Consider the following 23,713-nt stretch of genomic DNA (forward strand, 5'->3'; position numbering starts at 1 on the left):
GCTCTGGAGAGAATGATCAGAGTGGGTGGATGGCTTCTTGTTCAAGATCTGCGGAACTCTGTGGGAGGTACTGTCAGTGTCGGGTAAAAGAAAGTTCAAACGCGTAATTCTGAAACTCAGTGGGGAAGCCCTGGCCGGTGAAAAAGGCTATGGGATCGATCCCAAGACGGTGGATGCCATCGCGGCACAGATCCAAGCAGTCCGGGAAAGCGGGCTGGACGTGGCTGTAGTCAACGGCGGCGGCAATATCTGGAGAGGGCTGGCCGGAGCATCCAAAGGGATGGACCGGGCGACGGCAGATTATATGGGAATGCTGGCTACAGTCATCAACTCCCTGGCACTGCAGGATGCCCTGGAAAACCGTGGGGTGCCCACCCGGGTACAGACGGCCATCGAAATGAGAGCTATCGCAGAACCTTATATCCGTCGGAGAGCGGTCCGCCATCTGGAAAAGGGCCGGGTCGTGATCTTTGCCGCAGGCACTGGGAATCCGTATTTCTCTACAGATACTACGGCTGCTCTGCGGGCGGCTGAAATCGAAGCCGATGCCATCCTGATGGCCAAAAAAGGCGTGGATGGCGTTTATGACAGTGATCCGGCTGTCAATCCCACGGCTGTGAAATTCGATCATCTGGAATATATCGAAGTCATTCAAAGAAATCTGGGTGTCATGGATTCCACCGCAATCAGCCTGTGCATGGACAATCACATCCCCATCGTGGTGTTCAACATCGACGAAGAGGGGAATATCCTGAAGGCTGCAGCCGGTGAAGAAATCGGAACCCTGGTAGGAGGATTCTAAATGGCAACATTGGAAGAACTGCAAACCAAGACCCAAGAAAAAATGGATAAAGCGCTCCAGGCGCTCCGGAATGAACTGACCAACATCCGCACAGGACGGGCAACTCCCTCCCTGCTGGATCAGGTCAAGGTGGACTATTATGGGGCTCCTACACCGGTGACCCAAGTGGCCAATGTTTCTGTTCCGGAACCTCGTATGATTGTGATCCAGCCCTGGGACAGAAGTCTTCTGAAAACCATCGAAAAGGCCATCATGACTTCTGATCTGGGCCTGAACCCCAACAATGACGGCACCGTGATCCGTCTGAACCTGCCTCTCCTCACGGAAGAGCGCCGGAAGGAACTGGTCAAGGTGGTCAATAAAAAAGGCGAAGCCAGCCGGGTGGAAATCCGGAACATCCGCCGGGATTTCAATGACGCTGTGAAAAAACAGGTAAAAGCCAAGGAAATCACCGAAGATGATGCCAAAGATGCAACGGATTTTTCCCAGAAGCTGACGGACAAGTACACCAAGAAAATCGATGATGTGCTGGCCCAGAAAGAAAAGGAAGTCATGGCGGTGTGATGACGGCCTCCCTCAAGGCACCTGACGTTTTGGCCCGCCCCCTCTCCTATGCTTTGCAAAAGCTGGAGCAGGAGGGTTGGCAGGCGGAAATCGTCCGGGCAGAGCCTTATTTTCACCATCCTGCGCAAGTCTGGCATGATGAATCTGCTTACGTACTAAAGCAGACCGTCGTGTCTGACCATACATTACAAATAATTGTTGGTTGCAAATTCGAAGGGAGGTGTACTGACAATGGCACACAAAATTAACCAAGACGAATGCATCGGCTGCGGTTCCTGCGCTGGGACCTGCCCGGTAGGTGCAATCGCTGAAGACAACGGCAAGTACAAGGTTGACGAAGCCAGCTGCATCGATTGCGATGCTTGCTCCGGCGCTTGCCCGGTTGGCGCTATCAAAGCTGAATAAGCTTTATAGTGTGTTGCGCAGCCCGCGTAAGCAGGCTGCGCAAATTTTTTTATAGACCAACTATATAAAGTCAAGCCAATTTTAAAATAAATTTCAGTTGCTATGGATCTTGGCAAAAGGGCGCACCTACCCAAGCCCCCTCTTGTGGGCTTAAAAAATCAAGCTAAATAAGGGCAGCCACTAATACCCAGCCGGTAAATCAATCGGATCAGTTTCTTGGCTACATGGGACAAAGCGATTTTGTAAGGCTTGTGTTCTGACAGTTTCTTTTCAAGGTATTCTTTGAATCTCGGTACGTTCTGTGCAACCAGGCGGGCGGCAAGGTACAGTGTCTTTCGCAGATAGGGGGATCCTCTTTTTTCCATCTTGTTATGCTTCGAATGGTAGTCTCCAGAGTCATGTTTGGAAGGTGACATCCCTGCGTAAGCCAGGAGCTTGTCGACATCCGGAAAACGCTTGAAATCACCAACTTCGCCCAGAATGCTGGCACAAAGGGTATAACCGNATGCCAATGCTGAAAAAACTCTTAGGCCTCACTTCCAAACCGGAGCCCATCCCGGAAATCGACGGGGTGGATACCTCCATGCTTCAGCCCGACCTGATTCCCCGCCATGTGGCCATCATCATGGACGGCAACGGCCGGTGGGCCAGAGCCCAGGGAAAACCCCGGACCTTCGGCCATGCAGCCGGTGCCCGTACCCTGCGGCGGATCGTGAAGTTTGCCGATCATCTGGGCATCAAGGCCCTCAGCGTCTACGCTTTTTCCACGGAAAACTGGAAAAGGCCGGTGACGGAAGTCCGGTTCATCATGGACCTTTTGTGTCAGTATCTTACCAGTGAACTGGAAGAATTCAATCAGTACAATGTGCGCATCCGCTTCATGGGATCCCGTGAAGGGCTGCCGGCCATTGTCCAGGAAAAAATGGACCATGCCCTGGAAGTCACCCGTGACAATACGGGCATCATCCTCAACATTGCAATCAATTACGGCGGCCAGAAGGAAATGGTGGAGGCAGTGCGGGAAATCGCAGAAGCCGTCCGTCAGGGGAAGCTGGCTCCGGATGCTATAAATGAAACGACCATCGAAGAACACCTCTATACCCGAGGGCTGCCGGCACCGGATCTCTTGATCCGCACCGGAGGAGACCTGCGGGTGAGCAATTTCATGCTCTGGCAGATCGCTTACGCGGAATTCTGGACTACGCCTGTGTATTGGCCGGATTTTTCCGAGGAACTGCTGACGGAAGCGGTGTTCAGCTATGAAAAACGGGACCGCCGGTTCGGCGGCCTGAATCAGAAATAAGAGGCGGGGAACATGGGACAGAGAATACGGACGGCCATTGTGGCCATCCCCATAGCATTGTTTTTGATCAGAATGGGCGGCCTGCTGTTCGCTCTGGGAGTCCTGATCCTAGGGCTGGTAGGCTTTTGGGAATACCGGAACATGCTCACCCGGGACGGGATCCGGGTGTACCAAGCTACAGGGATCCTGGGCATCGGGCTCCTGATTGCAGGAGCGGGCCTGGGAAAGCCGGAATGGCTGCTGCCCCTGACTACCCTGTTTTCTCTCCTGGTGATGCTGGAAGGGCTGTATTTCTATGCGGAAGGCCATTTTCCGGAAAATACCGGCCTCACCTGCATGGCCCTGGTGTACCTGGGCCTGCCTTTTGCCCATTTTATCCTGCTCCGGGAACTGACCGGCGGGATGCACCCGGTACCCCTGTGGGGGGAAGTGAGCCTGGGAGAAGCCCTTTTGTGGACGGTGATGTTCGCTACCTGGGCCAGTGATACCTTCGCTTATTTTGGCGGGCGGGCTTTCGGGAAGACCAAGCTGCTCCCCAAAGTGAGCCCCAAGAAGACACGGGAAGGAGCCCTGTGCGGTTTTATCGGCTGCGTGGCGACGGTCTGGGCCCTGGGCAGCCTCTGGCTCCAGTATCCCCTGGTGCCGGTGCTGCTGCTGGGAGTGGGCATCGGTTTCTTCGCCCCTTTGGGGGACCTGGTGGAAAGCATCTTGAAGCGGTCCTGTGACATCAAAGATTCCGGCAATTTCTTCCCCGGCCATGGGGGCGTGCTGGACCGGTGTGACAGCCTGATCTTTTCCGTGCCTTTTGCCTACTATTTCATTACCCTGGTCCTTTTGGGCTGAAGGAGGTTTTTATGAAGAAAATCGCAATCCTGGGATCTACAGGATCCATCGGCACCCAGACCTTGGATGTGGTAGAGGCCAATCCGGAACGGCTCCAGGTGGCGGCGTTGGCTGCCCACAAGAATGATGTGCTGCTGGAAGCCCAGATCCGGAAATTCCATCCTTCAGTGGCAGCTCTCTCCGATCCGGAGGCTGCCCAGCGGCTGCGCATCCGGTACCAGGGTCCCACGGAGATCCTCAGCGGTCCTGAAGGCGTCATGGCGGTAGCCACGTGCTCGGAAGCGGATACGGTGCTGGGGGCTATGGTGGGCTATGCTGGGCTGCGGCCCACCCTGGCGGCCATCCAGGCCGGGAAAAACATTGCTTTGGCCAATAAGGAGACCTTGGTGGCGGCCGGGAGCCTAGTCATGGACGCTGTGAAAAAGGCGGGGGTCCAGCTGACTCCGGTGGACAGTGAACACAGTGCCATTTTCCAGTCCCTCCAGGGCAATGCCCACAAGGATCTGAAGCGGATCCTCCTGACTGCTTCTGGAGGGCCTTTCCGGGGAAAGAAACGGGAAGAACTCCAAAACGTGACGGTGGAGCAATGCCTGCACCATCCCACGTGGACCATGGGAACCAAGGTGACCATCGATTCTTCCACCCTTGCCAACAAGGGGCTGGAAGTGATCGAGGCCCACTGGCTCTTTGATGCTCCTTATGAAAAAATCGTTCCGGTGATCCATCCCCAGAGCATCGTCCACAGTTTGGTGGAATACAGTGACGGAGCGGTGATGGCCCAGCTGGGTGCGGCGGACATGAAGCTGCCCATCCAATATGCCCTCAGCTGGCCGGACCGCTGGCCGGTGGCTTTTGACCAGCTGGACCTGATGAAGGCCGGGCCCCTGACCTTTTATGAACCGGACACCGATCTGTTCCGGGCCCTTCCCTTGGCCATCCAAGCAGGGAAAACGGGGGGGACCCTTCCCTGCACCTTCAATGCGGCCAACGAAGTGGCTGTAGCGGCATTCCTCCAGGGAAAGATTTCCTTCCTGGGGATCGCCGAACTGATCGAGAAAGTCCTGTCTGCCACGGTCCCGGTCCCGGTGGATTCCTATGGAACCATCGTAGAAGCGGATCGGAAAGCCCGGGAGCGGGCGGAAGCCTTTGTGCAGCAGGAACAATAGGAGGATTTGCATTGTTGACCATCTTAGCGGCCATTGTCTTGTTTGGCGTACTGATCACGGTCCATGAACTGGGCCATTTCCTGGCGGCCAAGGGTACCGGGATGCAGGTTACGGAATTTTCCATCGGATTCGGACCCAAGGTATTCCAGAAACAGGCGGGAGAAACCCTGTATTCCCTGCGGCTGGTCCCTCTGGGGGGCTACAACCGGATCACCGGGATGGAGCCGGGGGAGGCTGTGATGCCTCGGGGGTTCAACGGCCGGCCTATGTGGGCCCGGATGCTGGTGATCCTGGCAGGGCCCTGCATGAACTTTCTGCTGCCTTTCTTGATTTTCTTCGGGGTGTTCGCTGTGAAAGGACTGGCCCTGCCGGTGGATGAACCGGTGGTGGGGTCCCTGATGGAAGGGTATCCGGGGGCAGAAGCTGGGCTCCAGGTGGGAGACCGGCTGGTGAGCATCAATGGCCAGCCCCTGGAACGCTGGAACGAAATCAACAGTCTGGTCCAGGAAAATGGACCGGCGGACAGCCGACTGGTGATCCAGCGGCAGGGAAAACAGCAGGCGCTGACCTTGAAGCCACGGTATGATGGGGAATCCAAACGCTTCCTCATCGGGGTCCGGCCCCGGATCGAGCACCGTTCCCTTTCTGTTGGGGAAAGCCTGAAGACGGCGGCTCTTTCCGTGATCCGGATCACCGGCGCCATGGTGGACGGGCTGCGGATGATGGCGACTGGGAAAGTCAGTGCGGAAATCGCCGGGCCCATCGGAGTGGCCCATATGGCCGGGGACGTGGCGGCCCAGGGCGCCGTTCCCTATTTGGAGTTCATGGCTTTCTTGAGCCTGAACTTGGCGGTGCTGAACCTGGTGCCCATCCCGGCCTTGGACGGAGGCCAGTTCCTGGTGCTGGTGGTGGAGGCGCTCCTGGGCCATGCCCTGGCTCCCCGGGCCAAGGAAATCATCCAGATGATCGGGGTGGCCTGCATCATCGCCCTGACGGTTTTTGCCACCATGCATGATTTGCTGCAGTAGGAGGGAGACCACGACTATGGAAAGAAGAAAGAGCCGGACTGTGACCATCGGGTCGGTAGCCATCGGAGGGAGAAATCCGGTGGCCGTCCAGTCCATGACCAACACCAAGACGGAAAATATCCCGGCCACGGTGGAGCAGATCCGCCGGCTGACGGACCGGGGCTGTGAACTCATCCGCTGTGCCGTCCCCACCCTGGAAGCAGCCCAGGCCCTGAAGGCAATCCGGGAACAGATTACCATCCCCCTGGTGGCAGATATCCATTTCGATTACCGGCTGGCCTTGGCGGCCTTGGAAAGCGGAGTGGATGCCCTGCGGCTGAATCCGGGGAACATCGGGGGGCGGGACCGGGTGGAAAAAGTGGTGGCCGCCGCACGGGAGCGGCAGGTGCCCATCCGGATCGGAGTGAATGCGGGATCCCTGCCCAAAGACCTGCTGGAGAAATATGGGCACCCTACAGCAGAAGCCCTGGTGGAAGCTGCCTGGCGGCATATTCATATTTTGGAAGAGATGGATTATAATAATATCGTCATTTCCCTGAAGGCCCATGATGTCCCTCTGACCCTAGGGGCCTACCGGCTCATGGCCCAAGAATGTGAGTATCCCCTCCACGTGGGGATCACTGAAGCCGGCACCATCCACAGCGGTCTCATCAAGAGTGCCGTGGGCATCGGTACCCTCCTGGCGGCGGGAATCGGGGACACCATCCGGGTCTCTCTCACTGGGGACCCCTTGGCGGAAATCGATGCCGGGTTCGAGATCCTGAAATCCTTGGGCCTGCGCCAGCACGGACCTACCCTGGTCTCCTGCCCCACCTGCGGCAGGACCAGCGTGAGCCTGGAAAACATGGCCAGGGAGGTAGAAACCCGTCTGGCAGAGATCCCGGATCCCATTACCGTCGCGGTGATGGGCTGCGTGGTGAACGGACCGGGAGAAGCCCGGGAAGCCGATGTGGGCATCGCTGGAGGCAAAGGCGAAGGCCTGCTGTTCCGGAAGGGGAAAATCCTCCGGAAAGTGCCGGAAGACCGGCTGGTGAAAGAATTATTTGAAGAAATCCATAAGATACTAGACGAAAGGAAGTTGTAACCATGCGTGTTTCCCAATTGTATGCACCCACTCTCAGAGAGGTACCGGCAGAAGCCGTCATTGAAAGCCATAAGCTGATGCTCCGGGCCGGATATATCCGGAAAGTAGCCGGCGGCCTCTACTCTTATCTGCCTCTGGCCTGGCGGAGCCTGCGGAAAATCGAAGAGATCATCCGGGAGGAAATGATCCCCACTGGAGCCCAGGAAATCATGATGCCCATTGTCCAGCCGGCGGAAATCTGGCAGGAAAGCGGCCGGTGGCCGGCTTACGGTGCAGAAATGTTCAAACTGAAGGATCGGCACGGCCGGGACTTCTGTCTGGGGCCCACCCATGAAGAATTGGTGACCACCCTGGTCCGGGATGACCTCCGGTCCTACCGGCAGCTGCCTGTGACCCTGTACCAGATCCAGAGCAAGTTCCGGGATGAAAAACGGCCCCGGTTCGGGCTCATGCGCAGCCGGGAATTCATCATGAAGGACGGTTATTCCTTTGACAAGGACGCAGCCGGCCTGGACAAATCCTACCAGGATCAGTACGATGCCTACGCCCGGATCTTCACCCGGTGCGGTCTGGATTACCGGCCTGTGGAAGCGGACAGCGGGGCCATCGGCGGTAAGGGCAGCCATGAATTCATGGCCCTGGCGGACAGCGGAGAAGCGGGGATCGTGTACTGCGATACCTGTGACTACGCCGCCGACGTGGAAAAGGCCGAATGTGCCGCTATCGAAGCCCCTGCCGAAGAAGCCCTGCCTCTGGAAAAGAAGGAAACCCCTGGCTGCAATACCATCGAAGCGGTGTGCCATTTCCTGAAGGCTCCGGTGGAAAAAAGCGTGAAGGCCGTGGCCTTTGTCACCGACGAAGGGAAATTGGTGCTGTGCTTTGTCCGGGGGGACAAGGAAGTCAACGATACCAAAGTGGTGAATGCCGTGGGCTGCAACGAAGTGGATATGGCTCCCGATGATTTGATCCGGGAAGCTGGCACGGTGCCTGGATTCATGGGGCCCGTCGGCCTTAATAAAGACAAGGCCGTCATCCTCATCGACCAGTCCGTGATGAACATGCACAATGTGTGCTGCGGTGCCAACGAAAAGGATGTCCACTATGTGAATGCGGAACCCTCCCGGGATTTCGTATATACCCAGGTAACGGACATCAGCACCGCTGTGGCCGGAGACAAATGCCCCCACTGCGAAGGGCACCTGAAGGAAGCCCGGGGCATCGAAGTGGGTCAGGTGTTCAAACTGAATACCAAGTACAGCGAAGCTCTACATGCCACCTATCTGGATGTGGACGGGAAGGAACATCCTCTGGTGATGGGCTGCTACGGCATCGGCGTGGGCCGGACCCTGGCGGCTGCCATTGAACAGCACCACGACAAGGACGGGATCATCATGCCCAAGAACATCGCTCCCTATCAGGTGATGGTGCTGGCCATGAACGTGAAGGATGAAGAAAGCTGGCAGAAAGCCGTGGAAGTCCACGATGCCCTGAACGCTGCCGGTATCGATACCCTGCTGGATGACCGGGATGAACGGGCCGGGGTGAAGTTCAAGGATGCGGACTTGATCGGCTGTCCGCTGCGGATTGTCATCGGGCCCAAGACCATGAAGCGGGGCGCTATGGAAACCAAGCTCCGGTGCAATGGAGAAATGACCGACGTGTCCTTCGAAGGAGACTGGATCCAAGCCATCCGGGAGATTTTGGACAAGGCGCTGTAATAGGGTCACGGGTCGCGGGCCATGAGTCGCGGGCTTTGACCGCAATCTCCTGAGGATCCTGCTGCTTTGCAACAAAAGACAGAGCATGATTCTGCAGATGGGAAAAACGGCCTTCTGGTTCAATGGAACAATGCTCGCGACCCAGGCTGCTTTCAGCAGCTGACCGTTGACAGTTGACCGTTGACGGTTAAAAGGCAACAGTTGACAGTTGGCAATCTAGGAAGGGAGGCAAAGGCATGGATAACGGAATGCTGGCCCAGCTGACGCTGCGGATCTTGATGGCTGCGTTCCTGGGCGGGCTCATCGGTCTGGAGCGGAGCAGCGGGGACCGGCCGGCAGGGCTCAGGACCCATGTGCTGGTGGCCACCGGATCCGCCCTCCTGATGGTGGTTTCCATTTATGGTATCGACGGCCATCCCCAGGCTCGTGATCCGTCCCGGATCGCTTCCCAGGTGGTCAGCGGCATTGGGTTCCTGGGGGCCGGGACCATTCTCCACGAAGGGCTGACGGTGAAAGGACTCACCACCGCCGCCAGCCTGTGGATCGTATCGGCCATCGGCCTCACCGTGGGCTGCGGCATGCTGGCCCTGGGGATCTTCGCTACGGGGATCACCTTGGTGACCTTGATCCTGATCCGGGGACTGGAAAAAAAGGTGCTCCCAGCAGGGAAGGCCACCCGCTGCAACCTCCATGTGACCGTCAACAAGGATCCGGACAGCATGATCGAGGTCATGGGCTATCTCCAGGAACGGAATATCAAGACCCGGATCCTGGGCATGCGGAACGATCCCCAGCGGAATGTGCTGGAAGTGGACCTGGCGGTGAAGATCGGTAAATATTACAATGCCAACGAAATCATCAGCGGGCTGAAGAATACCAAGGCGGTGCAGAAAGTCGTCTTGCAGGATGAATAATGAGGTTGGAATGAATTCATGCTATAAAATCGTACCCAACAGGCATGTTTTCCTGGATTTCATGGTGACCCTGGACCTGAGTCCGGAACAGCGCCACTGTGTGGAAAACTTTCCCATCCGGTATGTGGAAGTGGACGAGGCCAGGAATACCTGGAAAATTTCATATGATGCAGCAGCAACGCCTCTGGAGCAACAGGAACTGGCAGCGGTAGCCCAAAAGCTGGCCGCTGCCTGTTCTGTCGCTCAGGTGACCTTCGTGAATGTGCATGCAGACCAAGTGGCCGCTCCCTGCTTGGAGGATGAGGAAATCCCTTTGCCGGAAGAACCGGAAGAACCGGAAGAAGAAACGGCTTCGGAAGATGACTTTTTCCAGAGTGAGGAGTACCTGAAGGCCTTGGAAGCGGTCCAGGGAAATACGGACGCCGGGAAGAGCAAAGATGGGGTGGTCTACGGCCGGAAGATCTCCAAAAAGGCCCGGACCATGGCAGAAGTAGTGGAAGAAGAGAACAATGTGGTGGTGGAGGGCACCGTGGTGGGCTTCGACCAGCGGGAACTGCGGACGGGGGCCGTCATGCTCACCATCAAGCTCACAGATGCCACGGAAGGGCTCTTTGTGAAGATCCTCTTCGGGGAACGGAACGAAGGCAATGACTTGAAGAAGAATCAGAAGGAAGCGGCCGACCTCCAGGCCAAGATCCCGGAAGGCTCCCTGGTCAAAGTCCAGGGCAACATCACGGTGGATAAGTACGCCAATTCTGAACTGGTGATGGTGAATGTCAAAGGAATCATGAAGGAACCGGTGACCCGCCGGGAGGACCAGTCCGAAACCAAGCGGGTGGAGCTCCACTGCCACACCAAGATGAGCAAGATGGACGGGCTCACCCCCATCAAGGAACTGGTGGATACGGCGGTGCGCTGGGGCCACAAGGCCCTGGCCCTTACGGACCACGGGGTGGTCCAGGCCTTCCCCTTTGCCTACGACGAAGCCAAGGCCCTGAAAGACAAGAACGGCTGGGAGCTGAAGCTGATTTATGGGACGGAAGGCTATCTCTGCCACAGTCGGGAGGACAAGAAGAACTATCACATCATCCTCCTGGCGAAAAACGTGGAAGGCCTCCGGAACCTGTACCGGCTGGTGTCCCTGTCCCATTTGCAGTATTTCGGAGGCAAACCTAAGCGGCCCCGGCTCACCAAAGGGCTCCTGGATCAGTACCGGGCTGGGTTGATCATCGGGTCTGCCTGTGCTGCCGGGGAAGTGTACCGGGCCATCCTGGCCGGAGTTCCGGAAGAGGAACTGAAGGAAATCGCCTCCTATTATGATTATCTGGAAATCCAGCCTACCGGCAACAACAACTACCTGATCCGGGATCCCCGGTTCCCGGAAATCAAAACGGTGGAAGACCTCCAGGCCATCAACAAAAAGATCTTGGCCCTGGGGGATGAACTGGGGAAACTCACTGTGGCCACCTGCGACGTCCACTTCCTGAATCCGGAAGACGCCCTGGCCCGGAAAATCCTCCAGGCGGGAATGGGCTATCCCGACGAAGAACAGCCGCCTCTCTACTATCGGACCACCGAAGAGATGCTGGAAGAATTTTCCTATCTGGGAGACCGGGCCTATGAAGTGGTGGTGGAGAACTCCAACAAGATCAGCGACCAGGTGGAGCACTTCAAGCCGGTGCCCGACCGGGACCAGCTGTATTCGCCCACCATCCCTGGGGCAAAGGAGAAGGTGGAATCCCTCAGCTATGCCAAAGCCCACGAATGGTACGGCCCCAAGCTGCCGAAAATCGTGGAAGACCGGCTGAAGCAGGAACTTTCTTCCATCATCGGCAATGGGTTCTCGGTGCTCTACTACATTGCCCATCTGCTGGTGAAGAAATCCAACGACGATGGGTACATGGTGGGCTCCCGGGGATCCGTAGGATCTTCCTTTGTGGCCACCATGCTGAACATCACGGAAGTGAACCCTCTGGTGCCCCATTACCGGTGCCCTCACTGCTTCCATACGGAATTCTTCACCGACGGTTCTGTGGGGTCCGGGTTCGACCTGCCGGAAAAGGACTGTCCTGAATGCGGGACTCCCATGATCCGGGACGGGCACAACATCCCGTTTGCCGTATTCTTGGGGTTCCACGGGGACAAGGTACCGGATATCGACCTGAACTTCTCCGGGGAATACCAGCCCCGGGCCCACAAATACACGGAAGAACTGTTCGGCCGGGACAATGTGTTCCGGGCGGGCACCTTGGGGACCATCAAGGACAAGACCGCCTATGGGTATATCAAGAAGTATTATGAAACCCGGGGCGAACCCAAACGGACGGCCTTCATCGAAGGCCTGATCCCCAAACTGGCCGGGGTGAAACGGACCACCGGCCAGCATCCTGGGGGCATCGTGGTCATTCCCCGGAACCTGGATGTCCACTACATCACTCCGGTCTCTTATCCTGCAGATGATCCCAGCTGCGGCACCATCACCACCCATTACGACTTCCACTCCATTGACGAACGGATCGTCAAGCTGGATATCCTGGGCCACGATGATCCCACGGTGATCAAGATGCTGGACCGGATGCTGGGAGAGGATTACTGCCGGAACATCCCCATCGGGGACAAAGATACCATGGAACTGTTCCTTTCCACCAAATCCCTGGGAGTGACCCCGGAGCAGATCGGGACGGATGTGGCCACTTACGGGGTGCCGGAATGCGGCACCCGTTTCGTCCGGCAGATGATTTCCGACGTAAAGCCTAAGAACTTTTCCGACCTGCTGCGTATTTCTGGGTATTCCCATGGGACGGATGTGTGGCTGAACAATGCCCAGGATCTGATCAAGGCAGGGACTCCCACGGAAGATACCATTTCCACCCGGGATGACATCATGAACTGGCTGATCAACAAGGGCATGGAACCCAGCATGGCTTTCGGCATCATGGAATGGAGCCGGAAGGGAAAAGCGCATAAAAAGGGATTCAAGCCCGACCAGCTGGAGGCCTTTGAGAAGGCCCATATCCCGGATTTCTACATCAAGGCCTGTACCACCCTGCAGTATCTGTTCCCCAAGGCCCACGCGGTGGCCTATGTATTGTCCGCCTACCGGATCGCCTACTGCAAGGTGCACCATCCCAAGGAATTCTACGCGGCCTACTTCACGGTCCGGGCTCCGCATTTCGACTATACCCTGGTCCATAAGGGCTTGGATTACATGAAGCAGTTCATCAAAAATGTGAATGCCCAGGGAACCAAAGCCTCTGTCAATGACAAGGATACGGCTACCTACATGGAACTGTGTGTGGAAATGCTGGAACGGGGGTTCTCTTTCGATAAGGTGGACCTGTATAAATCCGATGCCCATAAATTCCTGGTGACGGAAAAGGGCCTGCTGCCCCCGCTGGGTGCCATTGGCGGCATCGGGGGCGTGGCGGCGGAAGGAATCGTGGAAGCTCGGAAGAAAGGACCTTTCATTTCTCAGGAAGACCTGCGGAACCGAGCCAAGATCAGCACATCCAATGTGGAGATCTTGGACGAACTGGGGATCCTGGAAGGGATGCCCAAGACGGACCAGATCGAACTGTTTTAAAGGGATTGCTGCACGTGTGAAAATCAAACATGTGCAGCAATCCCTTTTCCTCTTGACAAATCTCCCCTGACAGAGTATGATATGACCATAAAGAAAGGGTACCCTGGTAGGGTATTAGAAAGAGAGGTCCCACCATGAAACAATATATCGTAACGGGCATGACCTGTGCATCCTGTCAGGCACATGTAGAAAAAGCCGTAGCAGGCGTGCCCGGTGTCAAGAATGTATCTGTATCCCTCCTGACCAACAGCATGGGAGTGGAAGGGACGGCTTCGGATGCAGAGATCATCAAGGCCGTAGAAGACGCAGGCTACGGAGCGTCCGTCAAGGGAGCGGCCCAGGCCAAGCAGGGCATGGCGGAAAAACTGGCCGCCGATGAAGAGGCCCTGAAGGACCATGAGACACCCCGGCTCCGCCGCCGGCTGTTCACTTCCCTGGGGTTCCTGTTCGTGCTCATGTACATCACCATGGGCCACAATATGCTGGGCTGGCCGGTGCCGTCCCTCCTGGACGGGAACCATCTGGGGCTGATGCTGACCCAGATGCTGCTGGCCATCATCGTCATGTACATCAATAAGGATTTCTACACCAGCGGGTTCAAGACCCTGTTCCATGGGGCACCCAACATGGATACCCTGGTGGCACTGGGGTCGTCCGTATCTTTTTTCTGGAGCCTGGCGGTATTCTATGATATTACGTTCCTGACGGCCCATGGGACGCCTTTTGCTGAACTCCACCACATGTATATGCACGACCTATATTTTGAGACCGCAGCCATGATCCCTTCTCTGATCACCCTGGGGAAGATGCTGGAGGCCATGAGCAAAGGACGGACCACTGATGCACTGAAGGGCCTTATGAAAATGGCCCCCAAGACAGCGGTGCTGATCCGGGACGGGAAAGAAGTCACCGTTTCCATCGATGATGTGCAGAAGGGGGACATCTTTGCCGTCCGTCCCGGGGAAAACATCCCGGTAGACGGGGTGGTGGTGAAGGGCAATTCCGCCGTCAACGAAAGCGCCCTCACTGGGGAAAGCCTGCCGGTGGACAAGAAACCGGGGGACAAGGTCTCCACGGCCACCATCAATCAGTCTGGCTACCTGGAATGTGAAGCCACCCGGGTCGGGGAGGATACCACCCTGAGCCAGATCATCAAACTGGTCAGCGATGCGGCGGCTACCAAGGCTCCCATCGCCCGGATCGCTGATAAAGTCTCTGCCGTATTCGTGCCGGCCATCATCAGCATTGCTGTGCTCACCACCCTCGGCTGGCTGCTTGCCGGGGCTCCTCTGGGCTCTGCCATCGCTCGGGGCATCGCTGTCTTGGTCATCGCCTGTCCCTGCGCCTTAGGGCTGGCAACCCCTGTGGCCATCATGGTGGGCAGCGGCGTAGGGGCCAAGAACGGCATCCTATTCAAGACTTCCTCTTCTTTGGAAAATGCCGGGAAAGTGGCCGTCGTTGCCTTGGACAAGACCGGGACCATTACCAAAGGCCAGCCCAAAGTAACGGATGTGGTGCCGGCGGAAGGCTATACCCAGGAAAGCCTGCTCCAGCTGGCCTATGATCTGGAGCAGAAATCCGAACATCCCCTGGCCAGAGCTGTGGTGGAAGAAGCGGAAGCCAAAGGCCTCCAGGCGGAAACCGTGGATGATTTCCAGGCCCTGCCGGGGAATGGGCTCCAGGTGGTCCAGAAAGGGAAGAAACTCATCGGCGGCAGCCTGAGCTTCCTGAAGAGCCTGGGAGCTGTGGACAGCAGGTTGGAAGCCCAAGCTGCTGAACTGGCCGGCCAGGGCAAGACACCCCTGATCTTTGCCAAAGACGGGAAACTGGCGGGGATGATCGCTGTGGCCGACGTAATCAAGGAAGATTCCGCCAAGGCCATCAAAGAACTCCAGAACATGGGGATCGAAGTGGTCATGGTCACCGGGGACAACCAGCGGACGGCTGAAACCATCGGCCGGCAGGCCGGGGTGGATAGAGTGGTGGCTGGCGTCCTGCCGGAAGGTAAAGAAGCGGTGATCCGGGAACTCCAGAAAGCCGGGGGCCTGGTGGCCATGGTGGGAGACGGCATCAACGACGCACCGGCTCTGACCCGGGCAGACATCGGCATCGCCATCGGTGCCGGGGCGGATGTGGCCATCGATTCTGCCGACATCGTCCTGATGAACAGCCGGCTTACGGATGTGTCTGCAGCTGTACGGCTGAGCCGGGGCACCGTGACCAATATCCACGAGAACCTGTTCTGGGCCTTCTTCTACAATGTAATCTGCATCCCTTTGGCAGCCGGCCTGTTCAGCTATAAGATGAACCCCATGGTGGGAGCAGCTGCCATGAGCCTTTCCAGCTTCACCGTATGCATGAATGCCCTGCGGCTGAACCTGTTTAAGCTCCATGACGCCAGCCGTGACAAGAAACGGAAGAACCCGGCTGCAGCTGTGGTGGAAAAAGCGGACTTGGCACCTCAGCCCGCCGGCTGTCCGGTACCGGCAGTTGCCGGAACTCAGGTGACCTATCAGGTGAAGGGTATGATGTGTGCCCACTGCGAAGGCCGGGTGAAGAAAGCTTTGGAAGAGTTGGAAGGAGTGGTCAGCGCCAAAGCGGACCATACCGTCGGGACCGTGGTAGCCACGGTGACCAAGCCTCTGGACTATGCCCAGGTACAGCAGGCAGTGGCCAAAGCCGGCTATGAAGTGACCGGGGAAGAAAGAACAGCTGACGGAGAAAGTGACGGTACCACCGTGACCCTGAAAGTGAAGGGCATGATGTGCGCCCACTGTGAAGGCCGGGTAAAGAAAGCCCTGGAAGGACTGGAGGGGGTCACCAGCGCCAAAGCCGACCACAATTCCGGCACCGTGGAAGTCACCGAAACCCGGAATGTCCCAGAAAACGACTTCAAGAGCGCCATCCTGAAGGCGGGGTATGAATATGAGGGGATGGAAGCATAGGATCGTCAGCCGACTGTTGACCAAAGGGGCTGCCGCTTCGGCGGCAGCCCCTTTTCCCTCTTGACGAAAATTCGTTAACAACGGTATAATGGTTAACGTAATACCCACTGAAAAAGGAGGATGTCTTTGACTTATGGCTTTGGAAAAAGGCGCAGTTGTAGATGGTATTGTCACCGGGATTACAAATTTTGGTGCATTTGTGTCATTGCCCGAAAATAAGGTTGGTCTGATTCACATTTCTGAGGTTTCCAATGTCTTCGTCAAAGATGTACATGATTTCCTCAAAGTTAAGGACAAAGTTACCGTCAAGGTGGTTTCCATTGATGAAAAGGGGAAGATCGGTCTGTCCCTGAAAGCCCTGATGCCTCCGGCACCGGCACCGGAACGGAAACCGGCCGGGGAAAACCGGCATTTTGAAAACAAGCATCTGGACAACAAACGGTTCGACGGAAAGAAGCGGTTTGAGAACAAACCCTTCCATGGAGCTCCCCGGGCACAGGGTCCTATGAGCTTTGAAGACAAACTTTCCAAGTTCCTGAAGGAAAGTGATGATCGTCTGCTGGATCTGAAACGGAATACGGAATCCAAACGGGGCGGCCGTGGTGCTCGCAGAGGAGATTGATGAACACAAAAGGTACTTCCTCGGAAGTACCTTTTTTTAATTAGAAGGTGAAAGCGTGAGTATTTTAGAAGACAGCCTGCGGCATCTGGTGGCCGCGTCTCCCCTGTGGCAGCCTCCTGCTCCGGCAGTGGCGGCTTGCAGCGGAGGAGCGGATTCCCTGGCTCTCACCGATGCCATGGCCCGGCAGGGAGAGGAAGATGGCGTGAGGATCCTGGTGGTCCATGTCCAGCATCATCTTCGGGGCGCCGAAGCAGAACGGGATGCGGCACTGGTGGAAGCCTACTGCCGGGAACATGGCCTGGACTTTCGGCGGATGGATGTAGAACCGGAAGCTCTGGCCCGGGAAGAGGGCCTTTCCCTAGAAGAAGCGGCCCGGAAGCTGCGGTACGAGGCTCTTGAAAAATGTCGGAAAGAAGCGGGAGCCAGTGGAATCTTCTTGGCTCATCACCAGGATGACCAGGCAGAGACCGTGCTCCTGAACCTGCTCCGGGGTGCCGGGACCCGGGGAATGCGGGGCATGCTGCCTGTGAGCGGATATCTGGCCCGTCCTTTCTTGGAAATCACCCGGCGGGACACGGAAGCCTACTGTGGAGAACAGGGACTGGAGTACTGTTTGGACAGCACCAATGAAGATCTGACTTTGAAACGGAACTGGGTACGGAAGAAACTCCTTCCCCTCCTGGAAACCCAGAACCCTCGGATCCGAAAACAGCTGGCCCAGGCCGCCCGTCTGGCTGCCAGCGATGAGTCTTATCTGGAGGAACTGGCCGGCCGGTATCTCCGGGCCTATGGCCGGGAGGTCTTCGGCACCTTCGATGTGAAGGTGGAAAAAGAATTCGGGGAACTGCCCCTGGCCCTCCGGAGCCGGGTGATCCGGATCCTGGTCCGGAAAGCCGGCGGCGCCGAGCTGGGCTACGACCATGTGGAGAAAATCTTGGAAATGATTGCCCGGGGCGTAGGGAATAAAGCTCTGGATGTCCCTGGCAATGTCCGGCTGATCTATCTGAACGGCCGGCTGATGGCCGGAAAGAACCAACGGTCCCGGGAAGCTGAGCGGGCCGACAAGTTAGCACAAAAGGAGCGTCAAAGAAATGAACGAAAAAATTGAAAGAGTATTGATCGACGAGAAAACCCTGAAAGCCCGGATTGCCGAGATGGGCGCTGAAATCAGCCGGGATTATGCGGGAGAAGAACTGGTGGTCATCGGTCTGCTGAAAGGGGCCGCCTATTTCCTGACGGAATTGACCCAGCATATCACTGTGCCGGTGCGGATCGATTTCATCAAAGCCTCTTCTTATGGTTCCGGCACCAAATCCTCCGGCAAGGTGGATATCGATTATGATACCTCCCGGAATATCGCTGGCAAGAACATCCTCTTGGTGGACGATGTGATCGATACGGGACTGACCCTGAAGGCCGTGGGTGAACTGTTCCACAATCGGAACCCCAAGAGCCTGAAAGTGGCCGCCATGCTGGATAAAAAAGAACGCCGGCTGGTGAAAGTGCTGCCGGATTACGCTGGGTTTGCCATCCCGGACGAATTCGTGGTGGGCTTTGGTCTGGATTATGATGAAGAATACCGGAACCTGCCCTACATCGGCATCCTGAAACGTTCCGTCTATGAAAAATAATTCTCCATGTCTGCCTTCTCTCCGGAAGGGACTCCAGACAGGAAAGGAGCTCAAGTGTGAGTAAGTTTATCCGCAATCTTGTGTTTTACCTGCTCATTGTCATCGTAGGGGTCTGGATCTATGACTACTACAATGCCTCCAGCACCCCCAAGAATGAGATGAGCTACAGCAACTTCATGAAGGAAGTCCAGCAGGATGAAGTGAAGAGTGTCACCATCGTGGACAATTCTGTGATCCGGGGCAAATTGAAGAACGGAGCAGAATTCACCGCCATTGCGCCTCGGGATGAGAAACTGGTGGATACCCTCCGGGCCCGGGATGTGGAAATCAAAGCGGAGCTGCCTCCTCAGCCTTCCATGCTGAGCAATCTGCTCACTTCCATCCTGCCCATGGTGGTCATCGTGATCCTCTGGTTCTTCATGATGAACAATGCCCAGGGTGGCGGCAGCCGGGTCATGAGCTTCGGCAAGAGCAAAGCCAAGCTCTACGGGGACGGCAAGAGCCGGGTCACCTTCAAGGATGTGGCCGGGGCTGACGAAGCCAAACAGGAACTGGAAGAAGTGGTGGAATTCCTGAAGGCTCCCCAGAAGTACAACCAGCTGGGGGCCAAGATCCCCAAAGGGGTGCTGCTCTACGGACCTCCCGGCACCGGGAAGACCCTCCTGGCCAAAGCTGTGGCTGGGGAAGCGGGGGTGCCCTTCTTCAGTATCTCTGGTTCTGACTTCGTGGAAATGTTCGTGGGCGTGGGGGCATCCCGTGTCCGGGACCTGTTCGATCAGGCCAAGAAGAATGCGCCCTGTATCGTATTCATCGATGAAATCGATGCAGTGGGCCGCCAGAGAGGCGCCGGATTGGGCGGCGGCCATGATGAACGGGAACAGACCTTGAACCAGCTGCTGGTGGAAATGGACGGCTTCGGGGCCAACGAAGGGATCATCATGATCGCAGCCACCAACCGGCCGGATATCCTGGATCCTGCCTTGCTGCGTCCGGGCCGTTTCGACCGGCAGATCGTGGTGGACAAGCCGGATATCCGGGGACGCCGGGCTATCCTGCGGGTCCATACCAAAGGGAAACCTATCGATCCTTCCGTGGATCTGGGAGTCATTGCCCGGCAGACACCGGGCTTTACCGGAGCTGATCTGGCCAACCTGGTGAACGAAGGAGCTCTGCTGGCGGCCCGGCACAACCAGGTGACCATTACCATGAGTGACCTGGAAGAAGCCGCGGAACGGGTGATGATGGGACCGGAGCGGAAGAGCAGAGTCATTACCGATGAGGAAAAGAAACTGACCGCCTATCATGAAGGGGGCCATACCTTGGTGGGAATGCTCCTGGACCATACGGACCCGGTGCACAAAGTCACCATTATCCCCAGAGGACGTGCGGGGGGCTATACCCTGAGCCTGCCTACGGAAGACCGGTATTATGCTACCCGCAGTGAGATGCTGGATCAGCTGAAGGTGCTCCTGGGGGGCCGGGTGGCGGAAGCCTTGGTACTCCATGAAATTTCCAGCGGTGCCAGCAGCGACCTCCAGCGGGCTACGGAACTGGCCCGGCGGATGACCTGCGAATACGGCATGAGTGAAGTGCTGGGGGCAGTGACCTTCGGCCATCGGCAGGAACAGGTATTCTTGGGACGGGATATCGGCCGGCAGAATGATTATAGTGAAAAAGTGGCAGCTCAGATCGATGGGGAAATCCGTCGGTTCATCGATGAAGCCTATGAAGGAACGGTGAAACTCCTTAATGACAACATTGACAAGCTGCGCTTGATCGCCCAGAACCTGATGGAACGGGAAACCCTGGAAGGCCATGAAATCCAGGAACTGCTGAAATACGGTCATATCCTGGAAAAAGGTGAAGTGCCGCCCCAGGAAGAACCGCAGAAACCTGAGGATGGGACTCCGGCCCCCATTGGTCCGGTCCCCGTGGAAGAACCGGCGGAAGCCCCTGTAGTGGCACCGGTTCCCAAAGAAGTGCCGCAGGCGTAGGTGTCTGCCACTTGGCGGCAGACAGGGTCACGGGCCATGAGTCACGGGTCGCTGGCTTGTTCGGCGCATTGCGAAAGCTGCTGCTTTATAATCGGACAATGGATCCTCCTCTGAGGGATGGACAAGAAACGGGGGAGAAATTCCATCGGGGTCAGGCTCGCGACCCGCAACCCGCGGCTCGCGACCTGGGGTGCTGCTTCTGCAGCACCCCTTTTTCCAAGCAATTAGGTTAACATCTTTTCCCCAAAAGGGAACGAAAGGAAGACTGTCATGCGTACTGAAATCCTGAAAATCCTGCGTGAAAAAGCTCCGGAACCGGTTTCCGGGGAAGAATTGGCCCGTACCCTGGGCATCACCCGGACGGCCATTTGGAAGCATATCCAGACTTTGAAAAAAGAGGGGTATGGCATCGAAGCCTATACGAAAAAGGGCTATGTGCTGACCTCCGTCCCAGACAAATTGCTGCCCTCAGAAATCGCTGCCCGGCTCCATACTCGGTTCCTGGGCCATGCCATCTGCTATCAGGAAAGCGTCACCAGTTCCAATGAAGTATTGAAGAAACTGGCGGACAAGGATGCAGCCGACGGGACTCTCTGTGTGGCCGAGGAACAGACGGGGGGCAAAGGAAGGCTCTCCCGGGGCTGGTTCAGCCCCAAGGGAAAGGGTCTATGGTTTTCCCTGCTGCTGAAACCCACTTTCCTGCCCCAGGAAGCGCCTAAGATGACTCTTTTGAGTGCCGTGGCGGTGGTCCGGGCCATCCGGGAGGTCTGCCAGGTGGATGCCCAGATCAAATGGCCCAATGATGTGCTGCTGAATGGGAAGAAATTGGTGGGGATCCTGACGGAAATGAGCGCGGAATTCGGCCATATCAATTACCTGGTAGTGGGCATCGGCATCAATGTGTGCGTCCCTCGGGAGATGGTGCCGGAAGAGCTGCGGCCGGCGGCCATTTCCATTGCGGATGTGACAGGAAAGAAAGTGGACCGGGTGGCCCTTTTGGCCAAAGTTTTGGACTATATGGAAGCCTATTATGAGATTGCCTGCCGGGAAGGGTTCGGCCCGATCTTTGACCAGTGGCGGAAATATTCTATTACCCTGGGCAAACAGGTAAAGGTCATCGCTCCGGACAAGACCTATATCGGGACGGCACTGGATATCGATTCTACCGGAGCCCTCCAGGTGAAGAAAGAAGACGGCATGGTGGAAACTGTCCTGGCCGGAGACGTTTCCATCCGTCCGGCCCAAGGAAAGGGGAAATACGCATGAACCGTACACGGAATATGATGGGGGCAGCCCTCTTTACGGCACTCCTCATACTGAGTTCCTATGTGACCATTCCTGTGGGACCGGTGCCGGTGACCCTCCAGACCCTGATGGTGCTCCTGGCCGGGTTCTTGCTGGGACCGGTCTGGGGACCGGCCAGCGTGCTGGTCTGGATGCTCTTGGGCTGTGTGGGCTTGCCGGTGTTCAATCAGGGCCAGGCAGGAATCGTGATGCTGGCAGGGCCCACCGGAGGCTTCATCCTCAGCTTCCCGGTAGTGGCCTGGCTGGCGGGGAAAGTCAGCCGTGGTTCCTGGGCCGGGGACAGCCTGGGGAAGAACTTCCTGGCCCTGGCCGGGGTGACGGTGGTGTGTTATCTCATCGGTGCCCTGGGCTTTCGGCTGAGCTTCGCCTTTTTCCTCCACAAGCCCATGACCTGGGAAAAGACTATGGTCCTTGCCGTGGCGCCTTTCCTGCCTCTTGACATCGTAAAGGCCTTCATCACCGCCTTCCTGGGCATCCGGATCCGCCGGGCCCTTAAGGCCGGGGGGATGTGGGAGTAAGGGGGCACGTTCTATGTGCAACACTCCCGGTCTCATGAGCCGCATAGCGGCTCGAGGACTCACGACTCGAGACCTGAAAAAGGGGTTGTTGCCCAGGTGACAACCCCTCTTTTCCTTGACAACTCCCCCCATTGCCCCTATAATAAAGTCGTTTATGGACCGGACTTGGACGGAGAGAGAATGCCGGGAACCCTGCTGCAGGGTGTTCCTGTGGGATTCCCAGACCGGTCATTCTAGAAACCGATTTGGAGGGTTCACCATGTTAATGGTAATGGATGTTGGAAATACCAACATCGTGGTTGGAGTTCATGATGGCAAGACTTGGCAGGCCCACTGGAGGATTTCCAGCAGCCGTTCCCGGACTTCGGATGAATTCGGCATCATCCTGGGGAGCATGTTTGCCTACAGCGGAATGGATATGAAGGACATCGAGGATATCATCATTTCCACGGTAGTCCCTCCGCTCCTGGTTCCTCTGTGCAACATGTGCAAACGCTTTTTCAGCATCACTCCTTTTGTAGTCACCAGTGAAATCAATACGGGACTGAAGCTGGACTACGATGATCCTTCCCAGATCGGGGCGGACCGGATCGTGAATGCGGTGGCGGCCCACAACATGTACGGGGACAAGGGGAACCTGATCATCATCGACTTCGGGACGGCCACCACATTCTGCGCTCTGACGCCAGCCGGAGAATATCTGGGGGGAGCCATTGCTCCAGGCATCGGCATTTCTACAGAAGCCCTGTTCCAGAAAGCAGCAAAGCTGCCCCGGATCGAACTGATCAAACCCCCAAAAGCCATCTGCCGGGACACCATCCATGCCATGCGGTCCGGGGTCATCTTCGGTTTCGTGGGGCAGATGGACGGTCTGATCACCCGGATGAAGAAGGAACTGGGAGGCCAGGCTTTTGTCATCGCTACCGGCGGCTTCGGCAAGCTCATGGCCAGCGAATCCGAATTGGTAGACGTAGTGGAACCTTTCCTGACCCTGGAAGGCCTGCGGATCTTGCATGAGATGAACAAATAATTTCGTCATACGTCAGACACCGATGGAAGCCAGCTTTGCTGGCATCAAGATAGGAGTTGCCAATAAGAGAGTAAAAAGGAATGCCGGTATTTTTGGCTTTGGATATACAGGTATTAATTTCTTCTTGTTTGCACGGTTTGAATAATGCAAGAAGAGATGAAGATGATGTATTCCTATAAAAAACTAAGTGTGTGGCAAAGTGCAATGAACTTAGCAGTATTAGTCTATCAACTTACTCAGATAACAAGCATTAAAGCC

Annotated in this window: 21 protein-coding genes; 20 read left to right on the plus strand and 1 reads right to left on the minus strand. The window is 56.7% G+C overall.

Going from position 1 to position 23,713, the window contains the following annotated elements; all coding sequences use genetic code 11:
• Positions 1–76 precede the first annotated feature (76 nt).
• From pyrH to BQ2657_RS06580, 3 genes are all read left to right on the plus strand, one after another.
• Positions 77–802 carry a UMP kinase gene (gene pyrH, locus BQ2657_RS06565; protein WP_075579916.1) on the plus strand — a complete coding sequence of 242 codons (726 nt, stop codon included), beginning with the start codon at positions 77–79 and terminating at the stop codon, positions 800–802.
• Positions 803–1,366, plus strand: coding sequence for a ribosome recycling factor (gene frr / locus BQ2657_RS06570; RefSeq protein WP_075579917.1), 564 nt, complete (start codon positions 803–805; stop codon positions 1,364–1,366).
• A gap of 231 nt (positions 1,367–1,597) precedes the next feature.
• Positions 1,598–1,771 carry an indolepyruvate ferredoxin oxidoreductase subunit alpha gene (locus BQ2657_RS06580; RefSeq protein ID WP_075579919.1) on the plus strand — a complete coding sequence of 58 codons (174 nt, stop codon included), beginning with the start codon at positions 1,598–1,600 and terminating at the stop codon, positions 1,769–1,771.
• Positions 1,772–1,929: 158 nt separating this feature from the next.
• On the opposite strand, the gene BQ2657_RS06585 is transcribed toward BQ2657_RS06580, so the two are convergent.
• The gene (locus BQ2657_RS06585) at positions 1,930–2,283 is read right to left on the minus strand and encodes a transposase (RefSeq protein ID WP_075579920.1); all 354 of its coding nucleotides are present in this window, start codon (positions 2,281–2,283) and stop codon (positions 1,930–1,932) included.
• Between BQ2657_RS06585 and BQ2657_RS06590 the strand changes: the two genes are divergently transcribed.
• The 17 genes from BQ2657_RS06590 to BQ2657_RS13375 all read left to right on the plus strand — a co-directional run bounded on the left by BQ2657_RS06590 (position 2,283) and on the right by BQ2657_RS13375 (position 23,600).
• Complete coding sequence (locus tag BQ2657_RS06590) at positions 2,283–3,074, plus strand: isoprenyl transferase (RefSeq protein ID WP_075579921.1); 792 nt, start codon at positions 2,283–2,285, stop codon at positions 3,072–3,074. The genes BQ2657_RS06585 and BQ2657_RS06590 overlap by 1 nt on opposite strands.
• 12 nt (positions 3,075–3,086) lie before the next feature.
• Positions 3,087–3,917: a phosphatidate cytidylyltransferase gene (locus tag BQ2657_RS06595; protein ID WP_075579922.1), complete on the plus strand. Its 831-nt coding sequence runs from the start codon at positions 3,087–3,089 to the stop codon at positions 3,915–3,917.
• An 11-nt stretch (positions 3,918–3,928) separates the two neighbouring features.
• Positions 3,929–5,083 carry a 1-deoxy-D-xylulose-5-phosphate reductoisomerase gene (locus tag BQ2657_RS06600; RefSeq protein ID WP_075579923.1) on the plus strand — a complete coding sequence of 385 codons (1,155 nt, stop codon included), beginning with the start codon at positions 3,929–3,931 and terminating at the stop codon, positions 5,081–5,083.
• Between the two features lie 11 nt (positions 5,084–5,094).
• Positions 5,095–6,111 carry an RIP metalloprotease RseP gene (gene rseP / locus BQ2657_RS06605; RefSeq protein WP_075579924.1) on the plus strand — a complete coding sequence of 339 codons (1,017 nt, stop codon included), beginning with the start codon at positions 5,095–5,097 and terminating at the stop codon, positions 6,109–6,111.
• Entirely contained in the window at positions 6,095–7,195 is a 1,101-nt protein-coding gene (gene ispG, locus BQ2657_RS06610) for a flavodoxin-dependent (E)-4-hydroxy-3-methylbut-2-enyl-diphosphate synthase (RefSeq protein WP_075579925.1), read from the plus strand. The genes rseP and ispG overlap by 17 nt, the downstream gene beginning before the upstream one ends.
• A gap of 2 nt (positions 7,196–7,197) precedes the next feature.
• The gene (locus BQ2657_RS06615; protein ID WP_075579926.1) at positions 7,198–8,913 is read left to right on the plus strand and encodes a proline--tRNA ligase; all 1,716 of its coding nucleotides are present in this window, start codon (positions 7,198–7,200) and stop codon (positions 8,911–8,913) included.
• A gap of 236 nt (positions 8,914–9,149) precedes the next feature.
• Positions 9,150–9,827 (plus strand): MgtC/SapB family protein, encoded by a 678-nt coding sequence (locus BQ2657_RS06620; RefSeq protein ID WP_075579927.1) that lies wholly within the window; start codon positions 9,150–9,152, stop codon positions 9,825–9,827.
• A gap of 10 nt (positions 9,828–9,837) precedes the next feature.
• Positions 9,838–13,410 carry a PolC-type DNA polymerase III gene (locus BQ2657_RS06625; RefSeq protein WP_075579928.1) on the plus strand — a complete coding sequence of 1,191 codons (3,573 nt, stop codon included), beginning with the start codon at positions 9,838–9,840 and terminating at the stop codon, positions 13,408–13,410.
• A gap of 134 nt (positions 13,411–13,544) precedes the next feature.
• The gene (locus BQ2657_RS06630; protein ID WP_075579929.1) at positions 13,545–16,355 is read left to right on the plus strand and encodes a heavy metal translocating P-type ATPase; all 2,811 of its coding nucleotides are present in this window, start codon (positions 13,545–13,547) and stop codon (positions 16,353–16,355) included.
• A gap of 133 nt (positions 16,356–16,488) precedes the next feature.
• Positions 16,489–16,977, plus strand: coding sequence for a S1 RNA-binding domain-containing protein (locus tag BQ2657_RS06635; RefSeq protein WP_075579930.1), 489 nt, complete (start codon positions 16,489–16,491; stop codon positions 16,975–16,977).
• 55 nt (positions 16,978–17,032) lie between these two features.
• Positions 17,033–18,085, plus strand: a complete 1,053-nt coding sequence (gene tilS / locus BQ2657_RS06640; protein WP_075579931.1) for a tRNA lysidine(34) synthetase TilS — start codon at positions 17,033–17,035, stop codon at positions 18,083–18,085.
• Entirely contained in the window at positions 18,069–18,608 is a 540-nt protein-coding gene (gene hpt, locus BQ2657_RS06645; RefSeq protein WP_075579932.1) for a hypoxanthine phosphoribosyltransferase, read from the plus strand. The genes tilS and hpt overlap by 17 nt, the downstream gene beginning before the upstream one ends.
• Before the next feature lie 56 nt (positions 18,609–18,664).
• Complete coding sequence (gene ftsH / locus BQ2657_RS06650; protein WP_075579933.1) at positions 18,665–20,602, plus strand: ATP-dependent zinc metalloprotease FtsH; 1,938 nt, start codon at positions 18,665–18,667, stop codon at positions 20,600–20,602.
• Between the two features lie 270 nt (positions 20,603–20,872).
• Complete coding sequence (locus tag BQ2657_RS06655) at positions 20,873–21,868, plus strand: biotin--[acetyl-CoA-carboxylase] ligase (RefSeq protein ID WP_075579934.1); 996 nt, start codon at positions 20,873–20,875, stop codon at positions 21,866–21,868.
• A complete protein-coding gene (locus BQ2657_RS06660; RefSeq protein WP_075579935.1) occupies positions 21,865–22,425 on the plus strand; it encodes a biotin transporter BioY in 561 nt (186 codons plus the stop codon). The genes BQ2657_RS06655 and BQ2657_RS06660 overlap by 4 nt, the downstream gene beginning before the upstream one ends.
• A gap of 259 nt (positions 22,426–22,684) precedes the next feature.
• The gene (locus tag BQ2657_RS06665; RefSeq protein ID WP_075579936.1) at positions 22,685–23,455 is read left to right on the plus strand and encodes a type III pantothenate kinase; all 771 of its coding nucleotides are present in this window, start codon (positions 22,685–22,687) and stop codon (positions 23,453–23,455) included.
• Positions 23,456–23,477: 22 nt separating this feature from the next.
• Positions 23,478–23,600 (plus strand): hypothetical protein, encoded by a 123-nt coding sequence (locus BQ2657_RS13375; RefSeq protein WP_261796380.1) that lies wholly within the window; start codon positions 23,478–23,480, stop codon positions 23,598–23,600.
• Positions 23,601–23,713 lie beyond the last annotated feature (113 nt).

The organism is Acidaminococcus massiliensis (genome assembly GCF_900095825.1).
Lineage (GTDB): Bacteria > Bacillota > Negativicutes > Acidaminococcales > Acidaminococcaceae > Acidaminococcus > Acidaminococcus massiliensis.